Source organism: Limisphaera sp. 4302-co (assembly GCF_049537155.1).
GTDB lineage: Bacteria > Verrucomicrobiota > Verrucomicrobiia > Limisphaerales > Limisphaeraceae > Limisphaera.
Genome location: NZ_JBMVQZ010000003.1, coordinates 300476 through 323787, shown reverse-complemented (window position 1 = coordinate 323787; position 23312 = coordinate 300476). Strand labels below are relative to the sequence as shown.

General features: G+C 67.3%; 14 protein-coding genes, 1 tRNA gene and 1 pseudogene. 10 read left to right on the top strand and 6 right to left on the bottom strand.

Annotated features, from left to right (window positions below; genetic code table 11):
- Positions 1-9: 9 nt before the first annotated feature.
- The 3 genes from ACPDIX_RS05140 (at position 10) to amrA (ending at position 6509) form a co-directional block, all read left to right on the top strand.
- Positions 10-1803, top strand: a complete 1794-nt coding sequence (locus ACPDIX_RS05140) for a DUF4340 domain-containing protein (protein WP_423430706.1) — start codon at positions 10-12, stop codon at positions 1801-1803.
- A 6-nt stretch (positions 1804-1809) separates the two neighbouring features.
- Positions 1810-4797: an AsmA-like C-terminal region-containing protein gene (locus tag ACPDIX_RS05135; protein ID WP_423430705.1), complete on the top strand. Its 2988-nt coding sequence runs from the start codon at positions 1810-1812 to the stop codon at positions 4795-4797.
- A 500-nt stretch (positions 4798-5297) separates the two neighbouring features.
- Positions 5298-6509: an AmmeMemoRadiSam system protein A gene (amrA, locus tag ACPDIX_RS05130; protein ID WP_423430704.1), complete on the top strand. Its 1212-nt coding sequence runs from the start codon at positions 5298-5300 to the stop codon at positions 6507-6509.
- Positions 6510-6636: 127 nt separating this feature from the next.
- On the opposite strand, the gene ACPDIX_RS05125 is transcribed toward amrA, so the two are convergent.
- A complete protein-coding gene (locus ACPDIX_RS05125; RefSeq protein ID WP_423430703.1) occupies positions 6637-6972 on the bottom strand; it encodes a c-type cytochrome in 336 nt (111 codons plus the stop codon).
- Between the two features lie 344 nt (positions 6973-7316).
- Between ACPDIX_RS05125 and ACPDIX_RS05120 the strand changes: the two genes are divergently transcribed.
- Both ACPDIX_RS05120 and ACPDIX_RS05115 read left to right on the top strand, forming a co-directional pair.
- A complete protein-coding gene (locus ACPDIX_RS05120; RefSeq protein WP_423430702.1) occupies positions 7317-7883 on the top strand; it encodes a cob(I)yrinic acid a,c-diamide adenosyltransferase in 567 nt (188 codons plus the stop codon).
- Positions 7884-7998: 115 nt separating this feature from the next.
- On the top strand, positions 7999-8583 hold the full coding sequence (locus ACPDIX_RS05115) for an FHA domain-containing protein (RefSeq protein WP_423430701.1): 585 nt from the start codon (positions 7999-8001) through the stop codon (positions 8581-8583).
- A 337-nt stretch (positions 8584-8920) separates the two neighbouring features.
- On the opposite strand, the gene hemB is transcribed toward ACPDIX_RS05115, so the two are convergent.
- Positions 8921-9928, bottom strand: coding sequence for a porphobilinogen synthase (hemB, locus tag ACPDIX_RS05110; RefSeq protein ID WP_423430700.1), 1008 nt, complete (start codon positions 9926-9928; stop codon positions 8921-8923).
- Positions 9929-9984: 56 nt separating this feature from the next.
- On the opposite strand from hemB, the gene ACPDIX_RS05105 reads away from it, so the two are divergent.
- Positions 9985-11130, top strand: a complete 1146-nt coding sequence (locus tag ACPDIX_RS05105; protein ID WP_423430699.1) for a family 16 glycoside hydrolase — start codon at positions 9985-9987, stop codon at positions 11128-11130.
- 39 nt (positions 11131-11169) lie between these two features.
- Entirely contained in the window at positions 11170-11763 is a 594-nt protein-coding gene (locus tag ACPDIX_RS05100) for a Maf family protein (RefSeq protein WP_423430698.1), read from the top strand.
- Positions 11764-11876: 113 nt separating this feature from the next.
- Here the strand turns inward: ACPDIX_RS05100 and ACPDIX_RS05095 are convergent, their stop codons facing one another.
- On the bottom strand, positions 11877-13691 hold the full coding sequence (locus ACPDIX_RS05095; RefSeq protein WP_423430697.1) for a glutamine--tRNA ligase/YqeY domain fusion protein: 1815 nt from the start codon (positions 13689-13691) through the stop codon (positions 11877-11879).
- A 186-nt stretch (positions 13692-13877) separates the two neighbouring features.
- Here ACPDIX_RS05095 and ACPDIX_RS05090 point away from each other — a divergent pair.
- A tRNA-Leu gene (locus ACPDIX_RS05090) sits at positions 13878-13962 on the top strand.
- A 155-nt stretch (positions 13963-14117) separates the two neighbouring features.
- Entirely contained in the window at positions 14118-16454 is a 2337-nt protein-coding gene (locus tag ACPDIX_RS05085; RefSeq protein ID WP_423430696.1) for a heavy metal translocating P-type ATPase, read from the top strand.
- A gap of 27 nt (positions 16455-16481) precedes the next feature.
- Here the strand turns inward: ACPDIX_RS05085 and ACPDIX_RS05080 are convergent, their stop codons facing one another.
- Positions 16482-17255 carry a Crp/Fnr family transcriptional regulator gene (locus ACPDIX_RS05080; protein WP_423430695.1) on the bottom strand — a complete coding sequence of 258 codons (774 nt, stop codon included), beginning with the start codon at positions 17253-17255 and terminating at the stop codon, positions 16482-16484.
- Between the two features lie 570 nt (positions 17256-17825).
- On the opposite strand from ACPDIX_RS05080, the gene ACPDIX_RS05075 reads away from it, so the two are divergent.
- Positions 17826-19271, top strand: coding sequence for a glycoside hydrolase family 5 protein (locus ACPDIX_RS05075; protein ID WP_423430694.1), 1446 nt, complete (start codon positions 17826-17828; stop codon positions 19269-19271).
- On the opposite strand, the gene ACPDIX_RS05070 is transcribed toward ACPDIX_RS05075, so the two are convergent.
- Together ACPDIX_RS05070 and ACPDIX_RS05065 are read right to left on the bottom strand one after the other, a co-directional pair.
- Entirely contained in the window at positions 19272-21497 is a 2226-nt protein-coding gene (locus ACPDIX_RS05070; RefSeq protein WP_423430763.1) for an NPCBM/NEW2 domain-containing protein, read from the bottom strand.
- Positions 21495-22730, bottom strand: a pseudogene (locus ACPDIX_RS05065) (NPCBM/NEW2 domain-containing protein); the annotation flags it as partial. The pseudogene ACPDIX_RS05065 and the gene ACPDIX_RS05070, both read right to left, overlap by 3 nt.
- Positions 22731-23312: the final 582 nt, after the last annotated feature.

Genomic DNA, 23312 nt, shown 5'->3' with positions numbered 1-23312 from the left:
AAAGCGCGGATGCAGGCAAGGTTTACAGGTCTTTGGGTGACCCTGGCGCTGGTTTTGCTGGGGTTCATCTGGTTTGTGGAGCGGCGCTGGGAAGAGCCGCCGCGCGGGCCCCGGCCGTTGCTGGCGGGGTGGGACCCCGCGGAGGTGGTGGCCCTGGAGGTGCGGCGACCGCACGAATTGCCGCTGCGGGTGGCGCGCCAGGACGGCACCTGGTGGTTGGAAACGCCGCTGCGTGATCCGGCGGACGATCGCCGGGTGGAAGCACTTTTGGAGGCCTTGGTGCGGGAACCCGTGTTCACGGTGTTGACCACCTCGGAGCTGCTGGAGCGGCCGGATGCACTGGCAGAGTTCGGACTGGACACCCCGCGGGTGACCCTGCGCGTGCAGGCACCGGGGAAGGTGGTCCAGATCCAATTCGGTGATCGGACGGCGCCGGGCGACCAGGTTTTCGTGCAGGTGGTCGGTGAGGGGGAACTGTGGGTGGTGAGTTCCGAGGTGCTCCGGCGGTTGCCGACGCAACCGGCCGACTGGCGGGAGCGCCGATGGGTGCGGGTGTCTTCGGGGGACTTCGACCGCCTCACCGTGAGCAACCAGTTGGGCCGGTTCGCGCTGGAACGGACGCCGGAGAACGGTCGGTGGCGGTTGATCGAACCGTTGCGGGCGCGGGCGGATGCGGAGCGGATCCAAACCCTCTGGCAGGGATTGGCCGGGCTGGAGGTGTTGGAGTTCGTGGCGGACGATCCCGGGGCGGATCCGGAGTTCTACGGGCTGGCGCCGCCGAGCCTGGCCCTGGGGTTGTGGCGGGGGACGAACCTGGTGGGACGGTTCGAGTTCGGTCGAAGTCCCAGCAATCAGGCGGACCGCGTGTATGCGCGGGAGTCGGGACGAGCTGCGATTGTGACGGTGGCATCCAGGCCGGTGGGCGCCTGGCAGGTGGGTTATGCGGAGTTTCGTGACCGGCGGCTGTTGCGATGGGAGGGGCAGGTTGCGGCGGTGGAGTTTTTGGGCAGCGAGAACTTTGCCGTGCACCGGCTGCCCGTGGGATGGCGGATCCTTCCGTGGGACCTTCCCGCGGACGAGCCGTTGATGGAGGGGTTGCTCGATCTGCTGGGGCGGCTCGAGGTGGCGGAGTTTGTGAAGGACGTCGTGATCGAGCCGGATTTGGCGCGGTTCGGACTGGCGCCGCCGCAGCGCCAGATCGTGTTGCGCCGGGCAGCGCAGGGTGCGGGCGACACCAACACGGTTTTGGGCGAGATCCAGGTCGGACTGACGCAGGACGACAAGGTGTTCGTGCGGCGGCCGGACGAACCCGCCGTGTACGCGGTGCGTGCGTCGGATCTGGCCGCATTGCCCACGGCGTTCTATCAGTTGCGCGACCGCAGAATCTGGCGGGTGCCGGAGTCGGAGGTGGAGCGGGTCATCGTGCACGAAGGCTCGCGGCGGCGCGAAATGATCCGGCATGACGCCCATGCGTGGACGCTGGCGCCGGGATCACAGGGGATCATCAACAGTCTGGCAGTGGGGGAGGCCGTGCGCGCCTTGTGTGAGCTGGACGCCATGGCGTGGGTGGGCGTGGGCGAGGAACGGGCGAAAGAGTTTGGTTTTGAGCGTGTGGGTTGGTCGGTCACGCTGCGCCGCCGGGATGGCCAGGCGTTGACGGTGACCTTCGCACGGCTTCGGGAGGAACTCCCGTTGCTGGGGATGGTGCGGTTGGAAGGGCAACCGTGGTTGTTCGTGACCTCGCCGGTGGTGCAGGAGCTGGCGCAGGCGTATTTGAAGCTGCCTCCCGAACCCGGGTCCTGAGGGCGCATGGCCGGCAGCAGATGGCGACGTTGGGCGCGGGGTTGTCGTTGGGCGTTTTGGGCCTGCCGGTGGTTTGTCTGGGTGGTGCTGCTTCTTCTGCTGGGAGGGCTGCTTTACCTGGACCGTGTGGGCCTGCCGGACTCGTTGAAGGGGCCGCTGCTGGACCAAGTGCGCCAGCATGGGCTGGAACTGGAGTTTACGCGGCTGCGCCTGCGGCTGGGGTCGGGGATCGTGGCGGATCAGGTTTCCGTTTGCCCGTCGGACGCCACAAATGCGCCCCGGCTGTTTGCCGATCGTGTGCGGCTGGACCTCGATCTTGCGGGTCTCTGGCGCGGGCGTCCGGGAGTGGAGGGACTGGAGGTGGTGCGGGGACGGTTCCAGTTCGACCGGGGCGCGGGTGAAGAGGCGGGGTTTCCGTGGGAGGTGGAGGAGGTACGGACCCGGATCCGTTTTCTTCCGAACGACACCTGGAGGGTGGAGGATTTACGGGCCCGCGTGGGGCCAGTGTACTGCCGGGTCTCCGGTGTCCTGACCAACGCCACCGCGTTGAGAGGGTGGCCCGGATGGGAGGGCTTGCGCCGTTCGCGGAGCCCCAGGGGGCAGGAGGGGGAAACCGGGGCGCCGGATTGGCGGTCCTGGCTGGCGCGGACGACCTTCACCGCCGCGCCGGAGGTGGTGGGGGTGTTCGAGGGGGACGGTCGCGCTCCCGAGCGCCTTCGTCTCTGGTGGCAGATGCGTGTGCCCGGTGCGGCCACACCGGCGGGCACGGTGCACGGCTTCCGGCTCCGACTGATGATGACACCGGTGCCGGAGGGAACGGGCTCACGGGTAGAGGCGGTATGGGAGGCGGACCGTGTTTGGACCAGCCACGGGGATGGCGAGCAGTTGAAGGCCGCCGGGGTGTTGCAATTCGATCCTTCCGGGACGTGGGAAATCCACGGCACGTGCGAAGTGGCGGTCGTGACGACCCGCTGGATGACCGGCACGAACGGGGTGGTGGAGTTCGAAGTCCGGGGCGGGGAGACGCGCGCCGTGCAGCAGGCGGGTTGGCGGCTGAGGCTTGCTGCCGCGGAGGCAGACGGCGTGTTTGTGCAAGGGATGGAGGGGTCCGGACACGTGCGGCGTGGCGGAGCGGACGAGGGGCCGAGTTTGCAGGAACCCTGGTGTCGTGCCGCGGGCTGGAGCCTGGACGGCACGGTGTCCGCGGAGACCGCCCGCGTTCGGGGCGTGGGTCTGCAAAAAGTCTGTTGCGAATTGGACTGGGCTCCGCCGCAGTTGCGCGTGCGGAGGCTCGAGGCGGCCCTGCCGTCCGGACCGGTCCGGGGTGAGTTGCTTGTCGAGGCGGCCTCGGGACAGGCCCGCTTTCATGCGAACTCGGTTGCGGACCCGAAGGAGCTCGAACCGTGGCTGTCGGAGCGGACGCGGCGCTGGCTCGGGCAGTGGGCTTGGGACCGCCCGCCACGAATGGAGATCTCGGGAGAGTTGCAACTGCCGCCCTGGCCGCCGCAGGGCGAAGCGTGGAGTCGGGCGCTGAAAGAGAGGCTCAGCCTGACCGGCGAGGTGATGCTGGAGTCGGGTGGCTTCCGGGGATTCCGCGCCGCACGGGCACGGTCCCATGTGCAGTACTCGAATGGGATGTGGCATTTGCCGGACCTCGAGGTGGCACGGCCCGACGGTTGGTTGCGGGCCGATTACCGGGTCTGGCCCTGGGAACGGAGGTACGAGTGGCGTTTCCAGTTTCAGCTGCCGCCGGACGCGTTTGCCCCCCTGCTTCACACGAACCAGTTGACCTGGCTCTCCTTGCTGCAGTGGCACGAACCGCTGACGGCTGCGGGCGAGGCAAGAGGGGCCTTTCTACGACCCGACACCGTGGCCGGACACGCAACGGTCCACTGGACCAACTTCGTGTTTCGCGAATTGGCCGTGCAGCGGCTGGAGGCGACGCTGGCCTACAGCAACCGATGGCTGGACGTGTTGCAGCCGCGCATTGAACGGGCGGAAGGGAGGTTGATGGCCGACGGACTGGCCGTGGATTTCGCCGGCCAGCAGGTCCATTTCACCAACGTGCTCTGTGTGGACGATCCGGCCGCGGTCACGGCGGCGATTGGCCCCCGGACGGCCCGGACACTGGCGCCGTATCGGTTCGAGCGGCCGCCGCGTGTCCGGTTGCAGGGGACGGTTCCGTGGCGCGGGCGGCAGGGGGCGGATTTGGTGGCAGAGGTGGAGGGTGGACCGTTTCGCTGGTGGCGGTTCCGTGCCGAGCAGGTCACGGGCACGGTCCGCTGGCGGGGCGACAGCGTGGCGCTCACGAATGTGACGGCCGCGCTGTGCGGCGGGCAGTTGCAGGGTTGGGCATTGTTTGATCTTTCTCCACCGGACGGAACGGCCTTCCGGTTCGGCCTGCAGGGGCACGGAGTGGACCTGGCGGCGCTGATGCGGGATGTGGGTCCTGCCGGGAGCCGGTTGGAGGGGACCTTGGACGTGGATCTGCTGGTGGACCGGGCGCACACCGGTGACTGGCGCACTTGGAACGGCCGTGGCGCGGCGAGCCTGCGGGACGGGTGGATCTGGTCCATCCCGCTTTTCGGGGTGTTGTCGGAGCCGCTGGATGCGCTGGTGCCGGGTCTGGGTCGAAGCCGGGTGACCAGCGGCCGGGCCACGTTCGTTTTGACCAACGGCGTGCTGGTGTCCGACGACCTTGAGTGTCGCGCCTCCACGATGCGGTTGCAATACCGCGGGCGGGTGAGCCTGGACGGACAGGTGGAGGCGGTTGTGCAGGCGGAGTTGCTGCGGGACGCCTGGTTGGTGGGGCGTGTGGTCAGTCTGGCCCTGTGGCCGGTGAGCAAAATTCTGGAGTTCCGCATCACGGGGACGCTGGCACGACCCACGGCCGAGCCGATCCACATTCCACGCGTGCTGCTCATCCCGCTGCGGCCGTGGCAGACCCTGCGCGATGCCCTGGGGCCGGCGCCACCGGCCCGTGGACGGCCGTGAATGGCGTGGCGGTCAGGAGTGCCGCGAATCGGCGCCGGCTGCGGTTCGCGCTGGTGGTGGTTGCGGGCGGTCTGCTTGCGGAGTGGCGGGCGCAAGATCGTGAATCGTTTTGCGGACTGCTGGGTGACCGCTGCTGGCTTGCCCTGTTCGCGGGCCCGGTGTTTAGTGGCCATTGGTGACGATGGCAGTAACAGTGGCGCGGACCGGCACGGCGGTTCCCCGCGGTGGTGGTTGGTTCTTCCCCGTTGAATCGGATGCACCCCGGGCGGGACGGTGCGAGGCGGAGGTGGTTTGGTCAGGTTGGAGCTTTTCATCCGCCTCGTTTTTGGCTGGGGACTTGGGACGACAACAGGCGGGGTGACGATCGGAACGTGTTCATGGCGTGCAGTGGGCAGTTTGCGGATTTGCGGGCAATCGGGGTTGTTCAGGCAGCCGCGAGGCCGTCCCGCGCCCGGAGTGTCGTTGGCGGTTGCGCGGACGGGGCGGGTTGGCAGGGGGCGATGATCCTGACGGGCGTTTCCGGCTTGGGCGAACCCGCTGTAGTGGTGGAGCCGTTGGAGGAGCAGGTGCCGTGGACCCGGCGGGAGGCAGACGTGCTGGCGCGGCGCACGGCGCGGTTGACCGGCCTGCCGTTGGTGCGTCGGGAACGGGTACCGTTTTTCGGGGAGCAGTCCTCCGGCATGCCGGGCGCGGAGCCGTTGAAAGGAACCTCACCGGCAACGGTGGAAACGGGTCGGTGGGAAGAGTGGGTGCGGTGTTTGGGTTTGGAGAAGTGGGTGTGGGTGCTGGTGGGGGAGTGTGATCCTGATTCGCTGGTGCGGCGGTTGGTGCCGAGCCTGTTTCCGGACCTGCTGTTGGTGGTGGGGCTGCGGGACGATGACGGGCAGTTTCTTTCAGAGAGCGGGTGCGAGGATGTGTTGCACCACAGACTCCATGCCCTGGCAGGGTGCGATTCTCACGGCCTGCAGGCGGCAGGGGTGAAGGAGAGCGCGGTCGAGTGGTGGCTTCTTGCCCGGTTGGGAGCGGGACTGCACTGGAAGGGTGTCCTCTGGCGCGGCCTGCCGGGTGAAGGAGTGCCGGCGCTGGAAGGTCTGGTTGCCCCGGATGGCGCGGTGCTGTTCGCGGATCCGCCGGCGGGGCATCTGTTGAACGGCCGGGAACGCATGCAGGCACTGGGGCTGGCGCGACTCACCGTGGAAACCTTGGTGCGCACCGGACGCATGCCCGTGGTGAGTCCGGCGTCGCTTCCCCTGACGTTGCTGGCTCCGCGGGCGTGTTTCGTCACGCTGACCCGGCACGGGGTGTTGCGGGGCTGCATCGGGCATCTGACCGCCCAGATGCCGCTGTATCAGGCGGTGATGGAGAACTCGAGGAACGCGGCCCTGTACGACTATCGGTTCGAACCGGTGGCGCCTTCGGAATTGGGTCAGCTGAGGATTGAAATCAGCGTGCTGACCCGGCCGCGACTGCTGGAGGTGGCCGGGCCGGACGAGTTGTTGCGTTCTCTGGAGCCGGGCCGGGACGGGGTGATCCTCCACGTGGGACCGCATGCTGCCACGTTTCTCCCGCAGGTCTGGGAAAAACTTCGGGACCCACGGCGCTTCATGGAGCAGCTTTCGCTCAAGGCCGGGTGTGCGCCTGATGCCTGGCGCAGCCCGGATTGCCGGGTGGAGATCTACCGGGTGGAAGCCTTCAGTGAACCGGAGGATTAAGCCGGCAGGCTGAAATCGGCACCAAACGGCGCGGACGCCCGCCCGCTTGCAAGCGAAACCCTCCGGTCCGTGGTGCGGGCCGGAGGGTCGCCAACGTTGAGACGTTCAGCAGGCAGCCAGCGTACGGTTACTTTTTGAACGACCGCATGTACTGGACGAGCGCCTTGATGTCTTCGTCACTCGCGCCCTCGATCGGTTTCATCAAGGTGCGACCGTTCTTGTCCTTGAGCCCTTCCTTGATGGCTTTGAAGGCCTCCTCGTCCTTCATCTCGGCCTGGACCTTGGGATCCGTGTAATCCTTGCAGCCGAGTTTCTTGCCCATCTTGGTGTCGCCCTTGCCATCGTCACCGTGGCATTTGGCGCATTCCTTGTCGTACAAAGCCTTGATCTTGGCTTCGGCTGCCAGGCCGCTTGTTGCCAGTCCTGCGACCAGAAGACCGATCATCCACCAGACACGTTTCATAGTGCAGCTCCTTTCTACCTCGCCGGGCCTTGAGGGACCCTTGGATGGGTTGCATGACCACCGGCACGTCCCTCACCCTTTTTGCGGGCGCGTCTCCCGCCCTCTTTTGTTGGACACGGTACGGTCCTTTTCTATTCAGCGCTTCGCAGCTTTTGGCCGAAAAGCAGCATCTGTTGCCACGGCCGCGCCGGCCTGCAGGGCCTCCGGACGCGGGAAGATTGATGCCCCCGCGGGGGATGTGCCGGGTGCGGAGCCCCGGCTGGATCGGTTGAACCGCCTTCAGGCCGGGCAGCAACGACCCTTTGACAGGAGGGTCTGGAGTTTCCACTTTGGCGTAGGGACCCATGAGCATCGTGACGAGGCAGGGTGACAATGGACAGACCTCCCTGATGTACGGCCGGCGCGTGCCGAAGCAGGACATGCGGGTGGAGGCGTATGGGACGGTGGACGAATTGAACGCCGCGTTGGGCCTGGTACGGGCGCAGCGCCCGCCCGCCTGGTTGGCTGACGCGGTGTTGCGTGTCCAGCGGGAGCTGATTGTTTTGATGGGCGAGCTGGCCACTGCCCCGGAGCATCGGACGCGGTTCGAGTCGGACGGCTTCAGCTTGCTGGGGTTGGCGCAGGTGGAGCGGTTGGAGCAGGAGGTGGGCCGCGTGGAAGCGGTGTTGAAGGCGCCGCGCGGGTGGGCGTTGCCCGGGGAGAACCCGCTTTCGGCGGCGCTGGATTTTGCGCGAACGGTTTGTCGTCGTGCGGAGCGGCGTGTGTGTGCGCTGCGGTCGGAGGCGCAAGGGGTGAGTGATGCGTCCCTGGTTTACTTGAACCGGTTGTCTGATCTGCTGTGGCTGTGGGCGCGGAGTGTGGAGCAGGGGGTCGAACCCTTGCCGGAGACCGGGGAAGGAGCGCGGTCCTGAGACACCGCGCCGGGGCGTTTGGAGGTGTGCGCGGAATGGCGCCGGGTGGGAATAGGGTTTGACTTGCAGGGCATTGCGGCAATAATCGCCCACGCACGGGTAAGCTGACGCAACTATGGCCAAACTTGTTGTCCTCACAGAGGGGTTCGCCGGGCGGGCCTACGAGCTGAAGGGTGAACGGATCACCATCGGCCGTCTGGAGGACAACACCATTCAGATCGCCGAACCGTCGGTCTCCAGCCATCATTGCGAGGTTTTGATCCAGGGGCAGGAGATTCGCGTGCGCGACCTGCAATCCACCAACGGTACGTTCATTGACGGAGAGCCCGTGACCGAGGCGGTGTTGAAGCCCGGGCAGGTGCTGCGGTTGGGCGCGGTGGAAATGCGCCTGGAGGCAGACGGTCCCGCTCCGGCACCGGCGTCTGCGGGGACGGCTGCCGCCGGTGGCGCCGCTGCCCCGGCTGGGACCCAACCGGCCCCGGCTGCGGGCCCGGGTTCCAAGCCCATGGGCCAGACGTCGCCGATCCCGCGCGGGGTGAGTCTGAGCGAGTTGGAGGGCGGTGCGCGGCCGGCCGACCTTCGGAAGACGGGCTTTGCCAAGAAAGAGGACAAGGGCGGCAAACTGGTCTGGTGGGTGGTGGCCGTGGTGGGGGTGGTCATCTTGGGCTTGGTTGCCTGGGGTGTGCTGACCATCCGTTGAAGTTTTCCGGGCAGGGTTTTCTTTTCTTTTTTCCGGTTGGATTCTCCACGGCACGGCCCGACTCTTCCACTTCCGGGGGCCGGGATCGGCGCATCCGGCACCTCAGACGCGCCTTTTCCGGCACGGTGGGGCGTGTTACGTCTCCTTCATCGCGGCGGGGCCGGGCGCAACCCGCGCGGTCATGGGGCATGCGTTACGTGCGTGGTTTCCGGGGACCGTTCCCGGCGTCCGGGGCGGGTCGGCCCGTGCGTGGGTGGCAGGGTATTTTCCGGCCCGCGGGCCGGGCGGCAGCCGGGCTTGCGACCGGGTCGGGGGGACAAGCCGCGGTTTTGCTCGGTCAACCTTCGCGGAGCCAGCGGGCGACCTCGGGCGCGGCGTAGGTGATGATGAGGTCGGCTCCGGCGCGGCGCATGGCCAGGAGGGTTTCGAGGGTGACAGCCCTTTCGTCAATCCAGCCGCGTGCGGCTGCGGCCTTGATCATGGAGTACTCGGCGCTGACGGCGTAGGCGGCGGTGGGCAGGCCGAAGGTGGTTTTGACGCGATGGAGGATGTCGAGGTAGGCCAGGGCGGGTTTCACCATCACCAGGTCGGCGCCTTCGGCGATGTCGAGTGCGACTTCGCGGAGGGCTTCATGTGCGTTGGAGGGGTCCATCTGGTAGCTGCGGCGGTCGCCGAACTGCGGGGCTGATTCGGCGGCTTCGCGGAACGGGCCGTAGAACGCGGAGGCGTACTTGGCTGCGTAGGAGAGGATGGGAAGGTCCTCGAAACCGGCGCGGTCCAGAGCGGTGCGGATGGCTGCCACGCGGCCGTCCATCATGTCGCTGGGCGCCACCATGTCGGCGCCGGCTTCGGCGTGGCTGACGGCCGTGCGGGCCAGCAGTTCGAGCGTGGGATCGTTGGCGATGCGCATGCGGTTGCGGCGGCGCTCGACCACGCCGCAGTGTCCGTGGGACATGTACTCGCAGAGGCAGACGTCGGTGATGATCCAGAGGTCCGGATACTCGCGTTTGAGGGTGCGGATGGCCTGCTGGACGATGCCGGTGCGTGACCAGGCGCCGCTGGCTTTTTCATCTTTTTTCTCGGGGATGCCGAACAACAGCACCGCCGGCACGCCGGTCTCCACGGCCCGGGCCGCTTCTCGAACGGCCTCGTCCACCGAAAGCTGACACACGCCGGGCATGGAAGCCACGGGGCGCCGTTCCTTGCGTCCCGGGCGGACGAACAGGGGCCAGATCAACTGATGCGGCAACAAAACGGTTTCCGCCACCATGCGGCGGAGGATGGGACTGCCACGGAGCCGGCGCATCCGCCGGGCGGGAAACCGGCCGAGCACACTCAGGTTCATGCCGACATTCTAGGGCGGGCTGCTGCGGGGCAAAGGGGAAACTGGTGGGGCCGGGGATGCGACCGGTGCGGGATCGGGTGGTGCGGGACAAACCGGCCGGCTTGAGACGGGCGGTGCGTTCTGCCACGCTGGGTCTGCGCATGCATCGGCGGTGGATGGTCATTGTGACGGTTTTGTGCCTGGGCTTGGAAAGGCTGCTGGCGGCTGAGCTGGTCTTTGATTTCGGGCCCGGGCAGGTGGATCGCCAGCCGGAGGGGTTCAGGAGCCTCCTGGCGGGGGTCGGAACCCCCGGGCAGTGGCGGGTGATCTGGGACGAGGCACCCTCGGAACTGCCGCCGCTTTCGCAGAAGGCGCCTGTGGTGAGCCGGCGGACGGTGCTGGCGCAGTTGTCGGAGGACGACACGGACGAGCGGTTTCCGATTCTGGTGTATGAGCCGCTGGTGTTCGGGGATTTCACCTTCACGACGCGGTTCAAGACCGTGCGGGGTCGTCGGGAACGAATGGCCGGTGTGGTGTTCCGGCTCCAGGACGAGCGAAACTTTTACGTGGTGCGTGCCAGTTCGTTGGGCAACACGTTTCGGTTTTACAAGGTGGTGGACGGGCAGCGGGGACCGTTGCTCGGGCCGGAAGTGGAGATCCCCTCCGGTGTGTGGCACGAGCTGACGGTGGAGTGTCGGGGGAACCAGATCCGTTGCCTCCTCAACGGCAGGGAACTGATTCCGCCGCTTACCGATCCGTCGTTCGTGCGCGGTCGGATCGGGTTCTGGACGAAATCGGATTCCGTGTCGTATTTCGCCGACGCGCGGGTGATCTACACTCCGCTGGAACCGCCCGCACAGAAGCTGGTGGAGGAACTGTTGCGACGTTATCCGCGGCTGTTGGACCTGAAGATCTACGTGGTCCCGTCCGGTCACACGAATCTGGTGGTGGTGGGCGCGCGGGACCGGGGTTTGTGGGGTGCATCGGGCGGGTCGACCGAGGCGAAGGCCCTGCGCGAGGGTCGGCCGTACTATGTGCCGCAAAAGGACGCTGCGGTGGTGGTGGCGCCGGTGCGGGACCGGAACGGCGAGCCGGTGGCGGTGGTGCGGATCTCGCTGGAACGTCGGATGGGACAAACTCCGCAGGGCGCGCTGGCCCGGGCCCGGCCGATCCTGCAGCAGTTGGAGGCCCGGGTGAACTACCGGAGCGACCTGGTGGAATGACGGCCTGCGGGGGCCCGGCGACGCAAGTGGGAGGGGCAGATGGATGATCAGCCGGTGTTGATCCTGGCCTCGGCGTCTCCGCGCCGGGCCGAGCTGTTGCGGCATGCCGGGTACGAGTTCGGCATCGTGCCGGCCGAGGTGCCCGAACTGGAGTGGGACCAGCTGACGCCGGTGGAATTGTGCCAACTGAACGCGCATCGGAAGGCGCGGGCCGTGGCAAAGCATCATCCGGACGCGGTGGTGCTGGGGGCGGACACCCTGGTGTTTCTGGATCGGGAGATCCTGGCCAAGCCGTCCGACCTGGAGCAGGCCGCTGCCATGCTGCGGCGGTTGTCCGGCCGGACGCATCAGGTGGTGACCGGGGTGAGCCTGTTGCACCTGCGGGTCCATCGCGAATCGCTCTTTGCCGTGAGCACGGAGGTGCGTTTCCGGCGGTTGGACGAGGAGCAGATCCGGCGGTATCTGCGGGTGGTCAATCCGCTGGACAAGGCCGGAGCGTACGCGATCCAGGAACGTGGCGAATGGATCGTGGAGGAATTGTCGGGTTCGCTGACCAACGTGGTGGGGTTACCGCTGGAACGGGTGGAACGGGAGCTGGAACGGTTCGGTGTGCGTCGCCGGGGCGGCGACTGAGGCGGGCCGGACCGGGAGGGGGTGAGGCCTGGCTTTCAAGGTGGGGACGGCCTGTGGGGAGCGGCCGCGTCTTCCTCGGGTTCGAAAGCCGGGGTCAGGCGGTGGGGCCGGGTTTAGCGCGCGATTTTTTGGCGTTCTTTGGCCCAGGCGTCCTTGAGGGTGATGGTGCGGTTGAAGACCAGCCGACCCGGGGCGCTGTCGGGATCGAGTACGAAATAGCCGAGGCGCTCGAACTGATAGGGTTCCTCGGGCCGGGCCTCGGCAAGGGCGGGTTCGCACCGGGCCTGAACGATCTCGAGTGAAGCGGGGTTGAGGACCGACTTCCAGTCCTCGTGCAGGTCGGGTTCGGGCACGGTGAACAGCCGGTCGTAGAGGCGGCATTCGGCCGGCACGGCGTGTCGGGCACTGACCCAGTGGATGGCGCTCTTGACCTTGCGCTGGGCGTTGCGGCCGCCGGTTTTGCTTTCCAGGTCGGCGGTGCAGCGCAGTTCGATCGGCTGGCCGTGTTCGTCCTTGATCACCTCGTCGCAGCGGATGATGTAGGCGTACTTGAGCCGGACCTCGCCGCCGGGCCGGAGCCGGTGGAATTGCGGGGGTGGATTCTCCATGAAGTCGTCCTGCTCGATGTAGAGCTCGCGGCAGAACGGGACCGGGCGGGTGCCGGCGCCGGGGTCCTCGGGGTTGTTCACGGCCGGGAGTTCCTCGACCTGATCCTCCGGGTAGTTGGTGATCACGAGTCGCAGGGGCCGCAGCACGGCCAGGCGGCGGAGGGCGCGCCGGTTGAGATCATCGCGGATGGCATGTTCGAGGACCGCCACGTCGGTCAGGCCGTCGTATTTGGTGATGCCGATGCGGTAGGCGAAGTTGCGCAGGGCCTCGGGGGTGACGCCCCGGCGGCGCAGGCCGCGGATGGTGGGCAGGCGGGGGTCGTCCCAACCGCGCACGTGGCCTTCGCGCACCAGTTGCAGGAGCTTGCGTTTGCTGAGCACGGTGTAGGAGAGGTTCAGACGCGCAAACTCGTACTGTCGCGGTCTGGGCCGGGGCAGGTCGAGGTTTTCGAGGATCCAGTCGTAGAGCGGACGGTGCACCTCGAACTCCAGCGTGCAGATGCTGTGGGTGACGCCCTCGATGTAGTCGCTGAGGCAATGGGCGAAATCGTAGGTTGGGTAGATGCACCAACTGCGGCCGGTGTGGTGATGTTCGGCATGTCGGATCCGGTACAGGACGGGATCGCGCATCCAGACGTTGGGCGAGGCCATGTCAATCCTGGCGCGCAGGGTGCGGGCGCCGTCGGGAAATTCGCCGGCGCGCATCCGTTGGAAAAGGTCGAGGTTTTCCTCGATGCTTCGGTTGCGCCAGGGGCTTTCCCTGCCCGGCCGGTCGGGTGCGCCGCGGTAGCGGTCGGTCTCTTCCGGGGAAAGGTCGCACACGTAGGCCTTGCCCTTGCGGATGAGCTGCAGGGCGAACTGGTAGAGCTGTTCGAAGTAGTCGGAAGCGAAAAAGGGCTCGAGGGTATCGTCGTCGGGGCGGCCGACGACGGGCGGCAGGTGATAATCGGTGAGGCCGTTGACGGGGACGGTCCGGGGTGTCTGGCCGCGGGGTTTGAGGCCGAGGCAGTGATCGGCCCAGCCGCGGATCAGCCAGCGCACGTCCTCACAGATGGCCCGGACGTATTCGACGTCTTCCTTGGTCGGGTTGGTGTCGTCCATGCGGAGGTTGCAGACGCCGCCGAACTCCCGGGCGATGCCGAAGTTGAGGCAGATGCTCTTGGCGTGACCGATGTGGAGGTAGCCGTTCGGCTCGGGGGGGAAACGGGTGTGGATCCGCTGGTATCGTCCCTCGGCCACGTGCTGGCGGACGATTTCGCGGATGAAATCGTTGGGTGGTACCTCGTTCGGGTTGTGCACCTCGGCTGTTGGCTTCGTCATAAACGGCCTTCAGGCTATACACGCGGCGGCGTGCAGGGCAATGCCCGCGGCCACGCAAGCGGGACCCGGCGGTGGGGCAGGTTGGGCGACCGGGTGCCGGCCCGCAGATGCGCGGGTCCGCATGTCAGTGGTTGACCTCTTGCCAAGATCCGACGGCCGGAGTACATATTGGGTGTCATTCGGCGTGCCCGCGTGGCGGAATTGGCAGACGCGCTAGATTCAGGTTCTAGTGGGTAACACCGTACAGGTTCGAATCCTGTCGCGGGCACCACTTTTCTTTTTTCTCCGGATCTTCCCTCCTTGAAGGGTTTTCGACCTGCGGATCCGGTCGTCTCGGGCCAACCCCTTGCTGGGTGACCGTCTCGCGGGAGGGCGCGGTGCCGGGTCGTGGACGGCCGTCCCTGTTGCGGCTAACCTGGGAGCGTCATGGGCGTGGGACAGGAACGCGATGAACGTGGATGGGCTGCACCGGCCGGGACGGACAACGGCTCCATGACGGTTCTGCGGGTGGAGGGGATGAATTGTCAGGGCTGCGTGCGGAAGGTGACCGAGGCGTTGCAGTCGGTCCCCGGCGTGCGGTCCGTGACGGTGGACCTGCCATCCGGCCGGGCAACGGTGGAATGGACCGGTCCGGTGGATCCTGTCGAGTTGGTGCGCCGTTTGGAGGGGGTCGGGTATCGGGCGCGGCCGTTGTCGGGGGCGGGTGCGGGATCGGCTGGTGGGGAAGGACGTCGCTGGCAGTGGAATTTGTGGGTGGGGGTTTTGGCCACGCTTCCGCTGGTTTTGGGTGAGTGGGTCTTGGGGTGGGGAATGGAACGGTGGTTCCAATGGGTGGCGTTTGGGTTGGCCACGGTGGTGCAGGTGTTCGGGGGTGCACCCTTTTATCGCGGGGCATGGCGTCAGTTGCGGGTGGGCCAGGCCAACATGGACACGCTGGTCGCCCTGGGGTCCACCACGGCCTACGCGTACAGCCTGTGGGTCTTGGCCAGCGGCCGGGGCGGGCACGTGTATTTCATGGAATCGGCGGCGATCATCACGCTGATCAGCCTCGGCCACTGGCTGGAGGCCCGGGTCAGTGCGCGGGCGTCGGCTGCGTTGCGGGCCTTGATGGAGCTGCGTCCTCCGGAGGCACGGCGGTTGGTTCGGGGCGCGAAGGAGGGTCCGTTTTCCGAGGAGATCGTCCCGGTGAGTGAGTTGCGGAGCGGGGACCTCGTGGTGTTGCGGCCGGGGGACCGGGTACCCGTGGACGGCGAGGTGCTGGAGGGGGGGTCGGCGGTGGACGAGTCGATGCTGACGGGCGAGTCCGAACCGGTGGGCAAGCAACCGGGGTCGAAGGTCTTTGCGGGGACGATCTTGTTGGACGGGCGGCTGGTGGTGCGGGTCACGGCCACGGGCAGCGCCACGGTGTTGGCCCAGATCATCCGCGCGGTGCAGCGCGCGCAGCAAAGTCGCGCCGAGATCCAACGGTTGGGCGACCGGGTCAGCAGTGTGTTCGTACCGGTGGTGATCATGGTGGCCCTGGGTGCGGGGTTGTGGTGGGGCGTCTGGCCGGAGTCGGCCCGGGCGGTGCACGAGCAGTTGGCGGTGTGGCTCTGGCCGGTTGCTCCGCCCGAGGGAACCGCGGCAGGGATCATCGTGGCGGCGGCGGTGCTGATTGTGGCCTGTCCCTGTGCGATGGGGCTGGCGACGCCGGCGGCGATCATGGCCGCGGCCAACGTGGCGGCGAGGCGGGGCATTCTGATTCGCGACGGTGTGGCGCTGGAGAAGGCGGGGCGCATCACCACCGTGTTGTTCGACAAGACGGGGACGTTGACGGAGGGACGGCCCACGGTGGTGGCGGCCGAGGTATGGGATGTGCCTGCCGAGGAGGTGTGGCGTGGGGCGGGCCGGGTGGCGGCGTGCTCCCTGCATCCGGCCAGCCGGGCCGTGGCGGAGTTCTGCCGGGAAAAGTTGGGTCCGGCTGCGGCGGCGCCGCGTGGAACGGGCCTGGCCGATTGGCGGGAGCTGCGCGGCTGCGGAGTGGAGGCTCGTGGTGTGGACGGAGATCGGGGGCATGACGGACAGGTCCTTCGTCTGGGTTCGTTGTCGTGGTTGGCTGCCTCGGGCGTGGACGTGGGGCGGGGAACCGCATCGGCGGAGAGCTGGGCCCGGGCGGGCATGACGGTGATCGGATGGGCGGCCGGCCCGCGGTTGCTCGCCTTGTTCGGCCTGCGCGACACGCTCAAGCGCGGCGCGGCGGAGATGGTCGGGCGACTCCACCGGATGGGCCTGCGGGTGGGGATGGTGACGGGCGACCGTGCGGAGGTGGCGCGGGTCATTGCCGGGCAGCTGGGTTTGGACGAAGGCGGGCTGCTGGCGGAGGTGCGGCCGGAGGAGAAAGCGGCGCGCATCCGTGCTCTCCAGGAGCGTGGGGAACGGGTGGCCTTTGTGGGCGACGGGATCAACGATGCGCCGGCTTTGGAACAGGCCGACCTGGGAATTGCGGTGGCCCGGGCCACGGACATTGCACGTGAGTCGGCCGACCTGGTGCTGTTGAGGGCGGATCTGGAGGCCGTGCCCGAGGCGTTGGGATTGGCGCGGGCCAGTCTTCGCACGATTCATCAGAATCTGTTTTGGGCCTTTTTTTACAACGCCGCGGCGGTGCCGTTGGCGGCGCTCGGGTTCTTGAGTCCCGTGTTGTGCGCGCTGGCCATGGGGCTTTCCGACCTGATCGTGCTGGGGAACGCGTTGCGGCTGCGGCGATGGAGGCCGGCGGGTGCCTGAGCGGTCCGGGCCGATCTTCCGGCCCCTTCAACAGGTTTTCCGTCCCTGGGTGGAGGGCGTTGGGCGGGCCGAATCCGCCTCGACCGGTTCGCCCAACCGACTGCGCAACAGGTTCCGAAGTCGGGCAGGGGAAGGTATGGTGATCGTTCGTCCCTGGGCAAGGGCCAGGTCCTGCTCGCGAAACCGCCCCAGGGTGCGCGAGAGCGTCTCGCTCACGGTTCCGATCTCCGCGGCCAGCACCCGCTTGCTCACGTCGAGCTGGATCGTGACGGGTTCATCGCGGTCGGGTGGGCACCGTTTCAGCAACCAGTTGGCCAGCCGGGTCTCCACGTCTTTGAGGGCCAGATCCTCGATCTGACCGACCAAGGCCCGCAGGTGCAAACTCATGGAGGCGAGCATGCGCAGGCCGAGTTCCGGCCGCCGCGCCAGCAATGCCAGAAACCCGTCCTTGTCCACCCGCAGCACTTGGGAGGGTTCCACGGCGCGTGCGTCAGCCGGATAGCCGCCCGGTGAGACGAGCGCCGCCTCGGCGAACGTCTCGCCGGGCCGGAAGACACAGATGATCTGTTCCTTCCCTGCCGGGGTGACGCGGTGCACACACACGGCGCCGCGCTGGACGACGTAGAACCCCCGGGGCGGATCGCCCTGGCGAAACAGGTATTGACCCTTTTCCAAGGGGACCACGGTGGTGATGGCGGCGACCGAATCAAGGTCTTCGGGCGGCAGCCCGCCAAACAAACGGGTCATGCGCAGCGTGGCTGCTATGGCTGCCCCCTTCAGGTTTTGCCAGGCTTCACTCATGACGGATTCGGTTGGGTGAATCTCCCGGCGCCGGGCGCCCAAGATCGACCCTCAACCGGAACGCCGGTCCGGGTCGGGAGTCGCCGTTCGTTGGTGGTGACGCTGAACGGAAACGCGATGGATTGATCGTGCGCCACACCCGCATTCGCGACCGCATTGCTCGCGTTCAAATTGGGGTTCGCGCTGGCGAACTGCAACTGCGAAAGCGGGCCATTCGGGGCTTGCAAGCCGTTGACCGACCAAACGAAGCTGGGGCGGTCCCGGTCCTGCACACCGGGCCGGGGCCGGCAAGGCGGTCACTCCGGCGTCAAGAAAGGCCGGACTTTCGAAAGGAGCAGCATGAAACGGAAACGCGGTTTGTGCCGGCCAGGGAGAGCCTCCCGGTGCCGGGCACACTGCGGTCGGTTCGGTGGGGTGTGGCAAGTCCTCGCTTGGATCCTTCTTGTTGGCACCGGGTGGGCTGGAACGTTCGGTGCGACGGGGCAGGGGACCGCGTCGCCCGACACGGGCGCGTTCTGGTTTGCCACAGAATTCGAAGGCGCGGACGAGAGCGAGTCATGGCAGGGCACCGTGCGGCTGGTGCCGGACCCTGCCGGCGGCCGTTGCCTGGAGATTCGGCGGGAGTCGGGTGATCGATCGGGTTCGAGCGTGGTGACGCGCGATCTGTCGGTGGCGGCTGTGCGGGGCTGTCTGATTCGTGCGGTGGCCCGGGTGCGGGCGGAGGAGGTTTCCGAGAAGCCACGCCCGTGGAACGGGATCAAGTTCATGCTGGCGATCGAGACGCCGCGGGGGCGTGTGTGGCCTCAGGCCGAGCTGCCAGTGGGCACGTTTCCCTGGCAACGGGCTGCCTTCACCACACGGATTCCCTCGGACGCCACCGCGGTGCGGCTGGTGCTGGGTTTGGAGGAAGTGACCGGCCGGGTGTGGTTCGATGACATCCGTCTGGCGGTGGCAGCTCCGAGGCGGGATCCGCCGGCGGTACGTCCGGCCCGGCCGTTTCGAGGCCATGCGCTGTCCCGGTTGCGTGGTGCCATGGTGAGTCCGGAGATCGACCCCGAGGGGTTGCGGGTGTTGGGGCAGGAATGGGGCGCGAACCTGGTCCGATGGCAGCTGGTCTGGCGGCGCGCACCCGGTGACCGGCCGCCGCTGGAGCATTACGACACCTGGCTGGACGCGGAGTTGCGCAGGTTGGACGCCGCGCTGCCCTGGTGCGAACGGTACGGCCTGTACGTGGTGGTGGACCTTCATTCGCCGCCGGGTGGACGGGCCATTTCCGGTGGCTATGTGGCGGCCAACGATCGGTTGTTCACCGACCCGGGTGCGCAGGCGAAGCTGGTCGAAGTTTGGAAGAAGCTGGCCCGGCGTTACCGGGGCGTCCGCACCATCTGGGGGTTCGATCTGGTGAATGAACCGGTGGAAGAGTATGTGGCCGAGGGTTGTGACGATTGGCCGACGCTGGCCGAGCGCGTGGGAGGGGCGATCCGGGGCGTGGATCCGGACCGGACGCTGATCGTGGAGCCGGCTGCCTGGGGCGGGCCGGAAGGATTCGCGGACTGGGTGCCGCTGCGGTTGGATCGCGTGGTGTACAGCGTGCACATGTACCAACCGCACGCGTTCACCCACCAAGGGGTCTACGGGGAGGATCCGCCCCTGCGATATCCGGGGACGATCCAGGGCCGGTGGTGGGACAAGAACCGGCTGGAAGAGGCGTTACAACCGGTGCGGCAGTTCCAGGAACGGTACAACATGCACATCTACGCGGGTGAGTTCAGTGCCATCCGGTGGGCACCCGAGGGGAGTGCCCACCGATACCTGCGGGATCTGATCGAACTCTTTGAATCGTGGGATTGGGATTGGAGCTATCACGCCTTTCGGGAATGGCACGGTTGGAGTGTGGAGCATGGTGAGGATCGGTCCGAGACCGGTCCTGCAGCCGGGCCCACGGACCGCCAGCGGCTGCTGCGGGCATGGTTCAGCCGCAACGAACGGCCGCACGGGCAGCCCCGGACACCCTGATCATCGGCGCGGCGCCGGGATCCATTTCCCGACCGGTTGCGGCGGGTAGAGGTAGCCCATGGCGGCGTGTGCCAGGCCGGTCCGGTAGGCTCGGTCTTCCAGCCAGCAGGTCCGGCGCATCTCAGAGGGGAGGGTGGTGGTGTAAATCCGCAGCTCGCCCGGCAAACAGGTGACGAGTTCCTCGCGCCAGTCGCCAAGGATGTCCCCGACGGCCACCACGCGGCCTTCATAGGCGTCTTGGGGTGGCTGATGATAGGGACCGATCCGACCGCGCACAGCCACCCAACGGGTCCAGCCATCGGCCCACCAGATGGCGTACGGAGAGAGGCTGCCCAGATCTTCCTGTCGCAACAACCGGCCGTCGCGGGCGCTGTAGGTCCAGCGGTCAGGCTTGAACTTTTCCCCAGCGTAGAACTCGGGTCCCGGATTGTCGGGATCGAAATCGCCAAACATGGCCTGGCTGTGGACATGGTCGGTGGGATGGTCGCAACCCCAGAGGATCCGGCCGGTCTGCCCATCCACCAGACAGATGCCGTTGCGGGGCTGCCGCGTTTCAAACCCGTAAATGATCTCCAGACCGTGCCGGTGGGGCAGGATGTCGGAGACGTACACCGCGTCTGGATGTCCCATGCCCAGGTTCCAGAGGATCCGGCCGGTGGACCGGAGGACCGCCGCGCCCAGCACGACCTCGTCACAACCGTCGCCGTCCAGGTCCACGGTGTGCACGCCGTGCATGCCCTGGCCGCGGACCGGCGGGGTCTCGTCGTCGCCGCACCATTGCCAGACCGGTACGAGCCGGCCGTTTTCGAGATTGTAGGCGTGGACGACCATTTTGGTGTAGGTGCCGCGCATGACGAGGAGGCTCGGCCGGCGCCCGTCCAGATAGGCGACCCCCATCAGGTGCCGGGAGGCGCGGTTGTTGTTGGTGTCGCCCCAGTCGGCCACGTTGCCGCGGGCGGGCCAGTCCACGCGTGCGATCTCCCGTCCGGTGCGGCCGTCGAGGACGGAGCACCATTCCGGGCCGCGGGTGACCCGCCCGGTGGCGTCACGGTAATCCACGTCGGTGGGCGCGGTCTTCACCGCCACCTCGGCCCGGCCGTCACCGTCGAGGTCGTAAACGATCATGGGCGACCACCACACGCCTTGTTCGATGTTCCAGCCGAGATCGCGCCGCCAGAGGAAGGTGCCATCGCTGCGGTAGGCCTCGAGCTTGAACGTGTCCTGACTGGGACGCCAGACGCCCGGATCACTGACCTGATGCGGTTGCTTGATGACGAAGTCCAGTGCGCCGTCGCCGTCCAGATCCGCAATGCCCAGTTTGTCGAAACGATAGGGTCCCTGCAGCCGGATTCGGCGGAACGCGGTGGGTCCTTCGACAGCCTCGGCCTGTACCGGTGCCGAGACCGTCGAACTCCCGTCCGGCCCCAGGGCTCGCACGCGGTAAAACCACCGCCGGCCGGCGGCCTCCATGTCGGTCCAGTTACAGCGGTTGGTCAGAGGATCCGGGTGAACGGCGGTCCAGCCGGTGCGGCCGTCCGCGCTGCGTTCGAGAATGAACCGGACCGCAGGCGGGTCCTTCAGAAGCAGGCGCCAGCTGGCGAAAGCATGGCCGTTGGTGAGGACGAACGCCACCAGTCCGCGGTCGAGCCGTTGGCCGAGCACCATCGGGGCGGCGTCCTCGGCCCCGCGGGTCCCGGGACGCAGGGCTTCGGGCCGCAGGAGGGAGGCACCGGGTCGAAGGGGATGAGCGCCGGTTGAACCCGCCGGCGAAAGCCGGAACAACGCTGCGGCGTGGGGCCGCAGCTCCTGCGAAAAACGGCCCTGGAACCGGCCCAGATCTTTCCCGGTCCAGAGGTCGCGCACGCGGACCGGACCGTGGAAGCCGAGGTCGCAAAGATCCACCGACACGGTGCGGGGTGGAGGCAGGGCGAGGGGATCGTTGGTGAAGACCAGAAACCGGACCGTGGCGCCCCGTTCCAGCCGTACTCCCTCGTCGTCGAGGGCAGCAAAGGCGTGAAACCGTTTCACTCCGGCGGGCAGGTCATAGGCGATGATGGAGAAGGCGTGCGTGCCGATCCCGTTGGTGATGGGCCGCCCGCCCACGCGCATGGGCCCGCCACCGGCGTCCCGGCCCCAGGCCACCCGCCCCCAACCAGTCGTGGCAGATCGCCACGAGAACCTGGCCAGCGGGATTTCACCATCGTCGGTGATAAGGCGCGGTTCCACCCAGTCGGCATGATCGCCGAAGATGTCGTCGCCTGCATCGGTCACGACCAGGTAAAGTTCGCGGGCGCCTTCCAGAGGGACGTCCGCCTCCACACCCTGGCCCGGCGTGTGCCGGTCCACCACGGGACTGCTCCACACGGCGGCCTCCGGTCGGACCTCTGCTGGAGGGGGCGCGTGGAACAGGGCGAGGTACCGATCGGGAGAGCCGGGAACATCGGCCACCCAGGCGATCCGGTCGCCCTCGCGGAAGAGCTGGCGGTTGTTCAGGCTGGCCTGATTGACCGCCAGCACCTCGCGATTGGTCAGCAGTGAGGCCGTCCAGGCGTCGAGCTTCGTTAGATCGCCGCCGAACATGAGGGGAGACCGGGCGATGGCCCAGAGGGTCCTGAGGGTGATCTGTTCGTCCCGGGTGAACCGCGTGGTGCGGGTGCCGAATTCCAGCACGCCCAGCGGCAGCATGTCGGCGTCCGGCCAGCGACCCGGTCCGCGGAAGGGCGTCCATTGATGCAGGCGTTCGAACTGTTGCCAGAGGGCGGGCCAGTTGTCCCAAAAGTCGTCACTGATCCGCCACAGGTTGGCGTGCCGTACCACATGATCACCCGCGGTCAACGCCGTTTCTCCGGGGGAGAGACTCAAAACCATCGGCCGGCCGCACCGGTCAATGGCGCGCCGGATGAGTTCGATCTCCCCTTCGTGATCGTGGTAGGGCCGGCTGATGTCGTCCACCTTCACATAGTCCACACCCCAACCGGCCAGCAGTTCGAAAACCGAGTCGTACCATGCCTGCGCGCCGGGATGGCGCGGGTTCACGCCGTACATGTCCGGGTTCCACGGGCAGGTGCTGTTGGTATCGGCGATGTCGCGGGCCCGCCATGGGGTATCCTTGACGGGTGTGTTGCGGTGCACGGCCTGGCGCGGGATGCCGCGCATCAGATGGACCCCGAACTTGAGGCCCAGGCTGTGCACATAGTCGGCCAGCGGTTTGAATCCTGCGCCGTTCGCAGAAGAGGGGAACCGGTTGGTGGCGGGCCAGAGCCGACCCCACTCGTCCATGGTGAGCTCGGCGTTGGGGCGATAACCGTGGCCGCGGGCGCGCGGTTCGTACCACTGGATGTCCACCACGATGTACTCCCATCCGTAGGGCTTCAACAGTGCGGCCATGACGTCGGCCTGGGCGCGTGTCTGCGCCTCGGTGACCGCGGTGCCGAAACAATCCCAACTGTTCCAACCCATGGGTGGACGGTCCGCCCAGCCCCAGAACTCGGGTGGTCTACCGGCGCAGAGGGGATCGCCAACACAGACCAGGAGAGCCAGAAGCTGAATCAAACGAATCCCGCCCCGTCCCCCGGGCGGACAGGCGGACACGTTGGTCCTTGAGAGCACCGGATTGTTCAAGACGATTGGTACGTGGACGGCGTTGCCCATGTGCGTCCCATGGTGGGCGCGCGGTGGACGAGTGCAAGTCGGGAAGCCCCCTGCGGGCAGGAACCCTGCTTTCCGAGTTTGTCCCGGCCGTCCCGTTGTGCTGCAGCGGGACTCGACTCCGGCCATTCCTTGTAGTGGGTTGACAGTCCCGGTTTGAATCCGAAGGGGGTCGGGGATTTTCGAAGGGGGTCCAAAGGCAACCTGACAGTGTCATACGAACAACGGTGCTGTCAGGGGGGACTGCATCCGCGGGGCGGCCGTCTGGCAGGCAGACCGGCAGCATCCGGCCTGTGAGCCTCGGACTCCGGAGCCGTGTCGGTCCGGCCCGTGGTTGACATCACTGGAAGCAAGAAGGTCCGACCTCCCCGGACACTGACCTTTCATCCGACC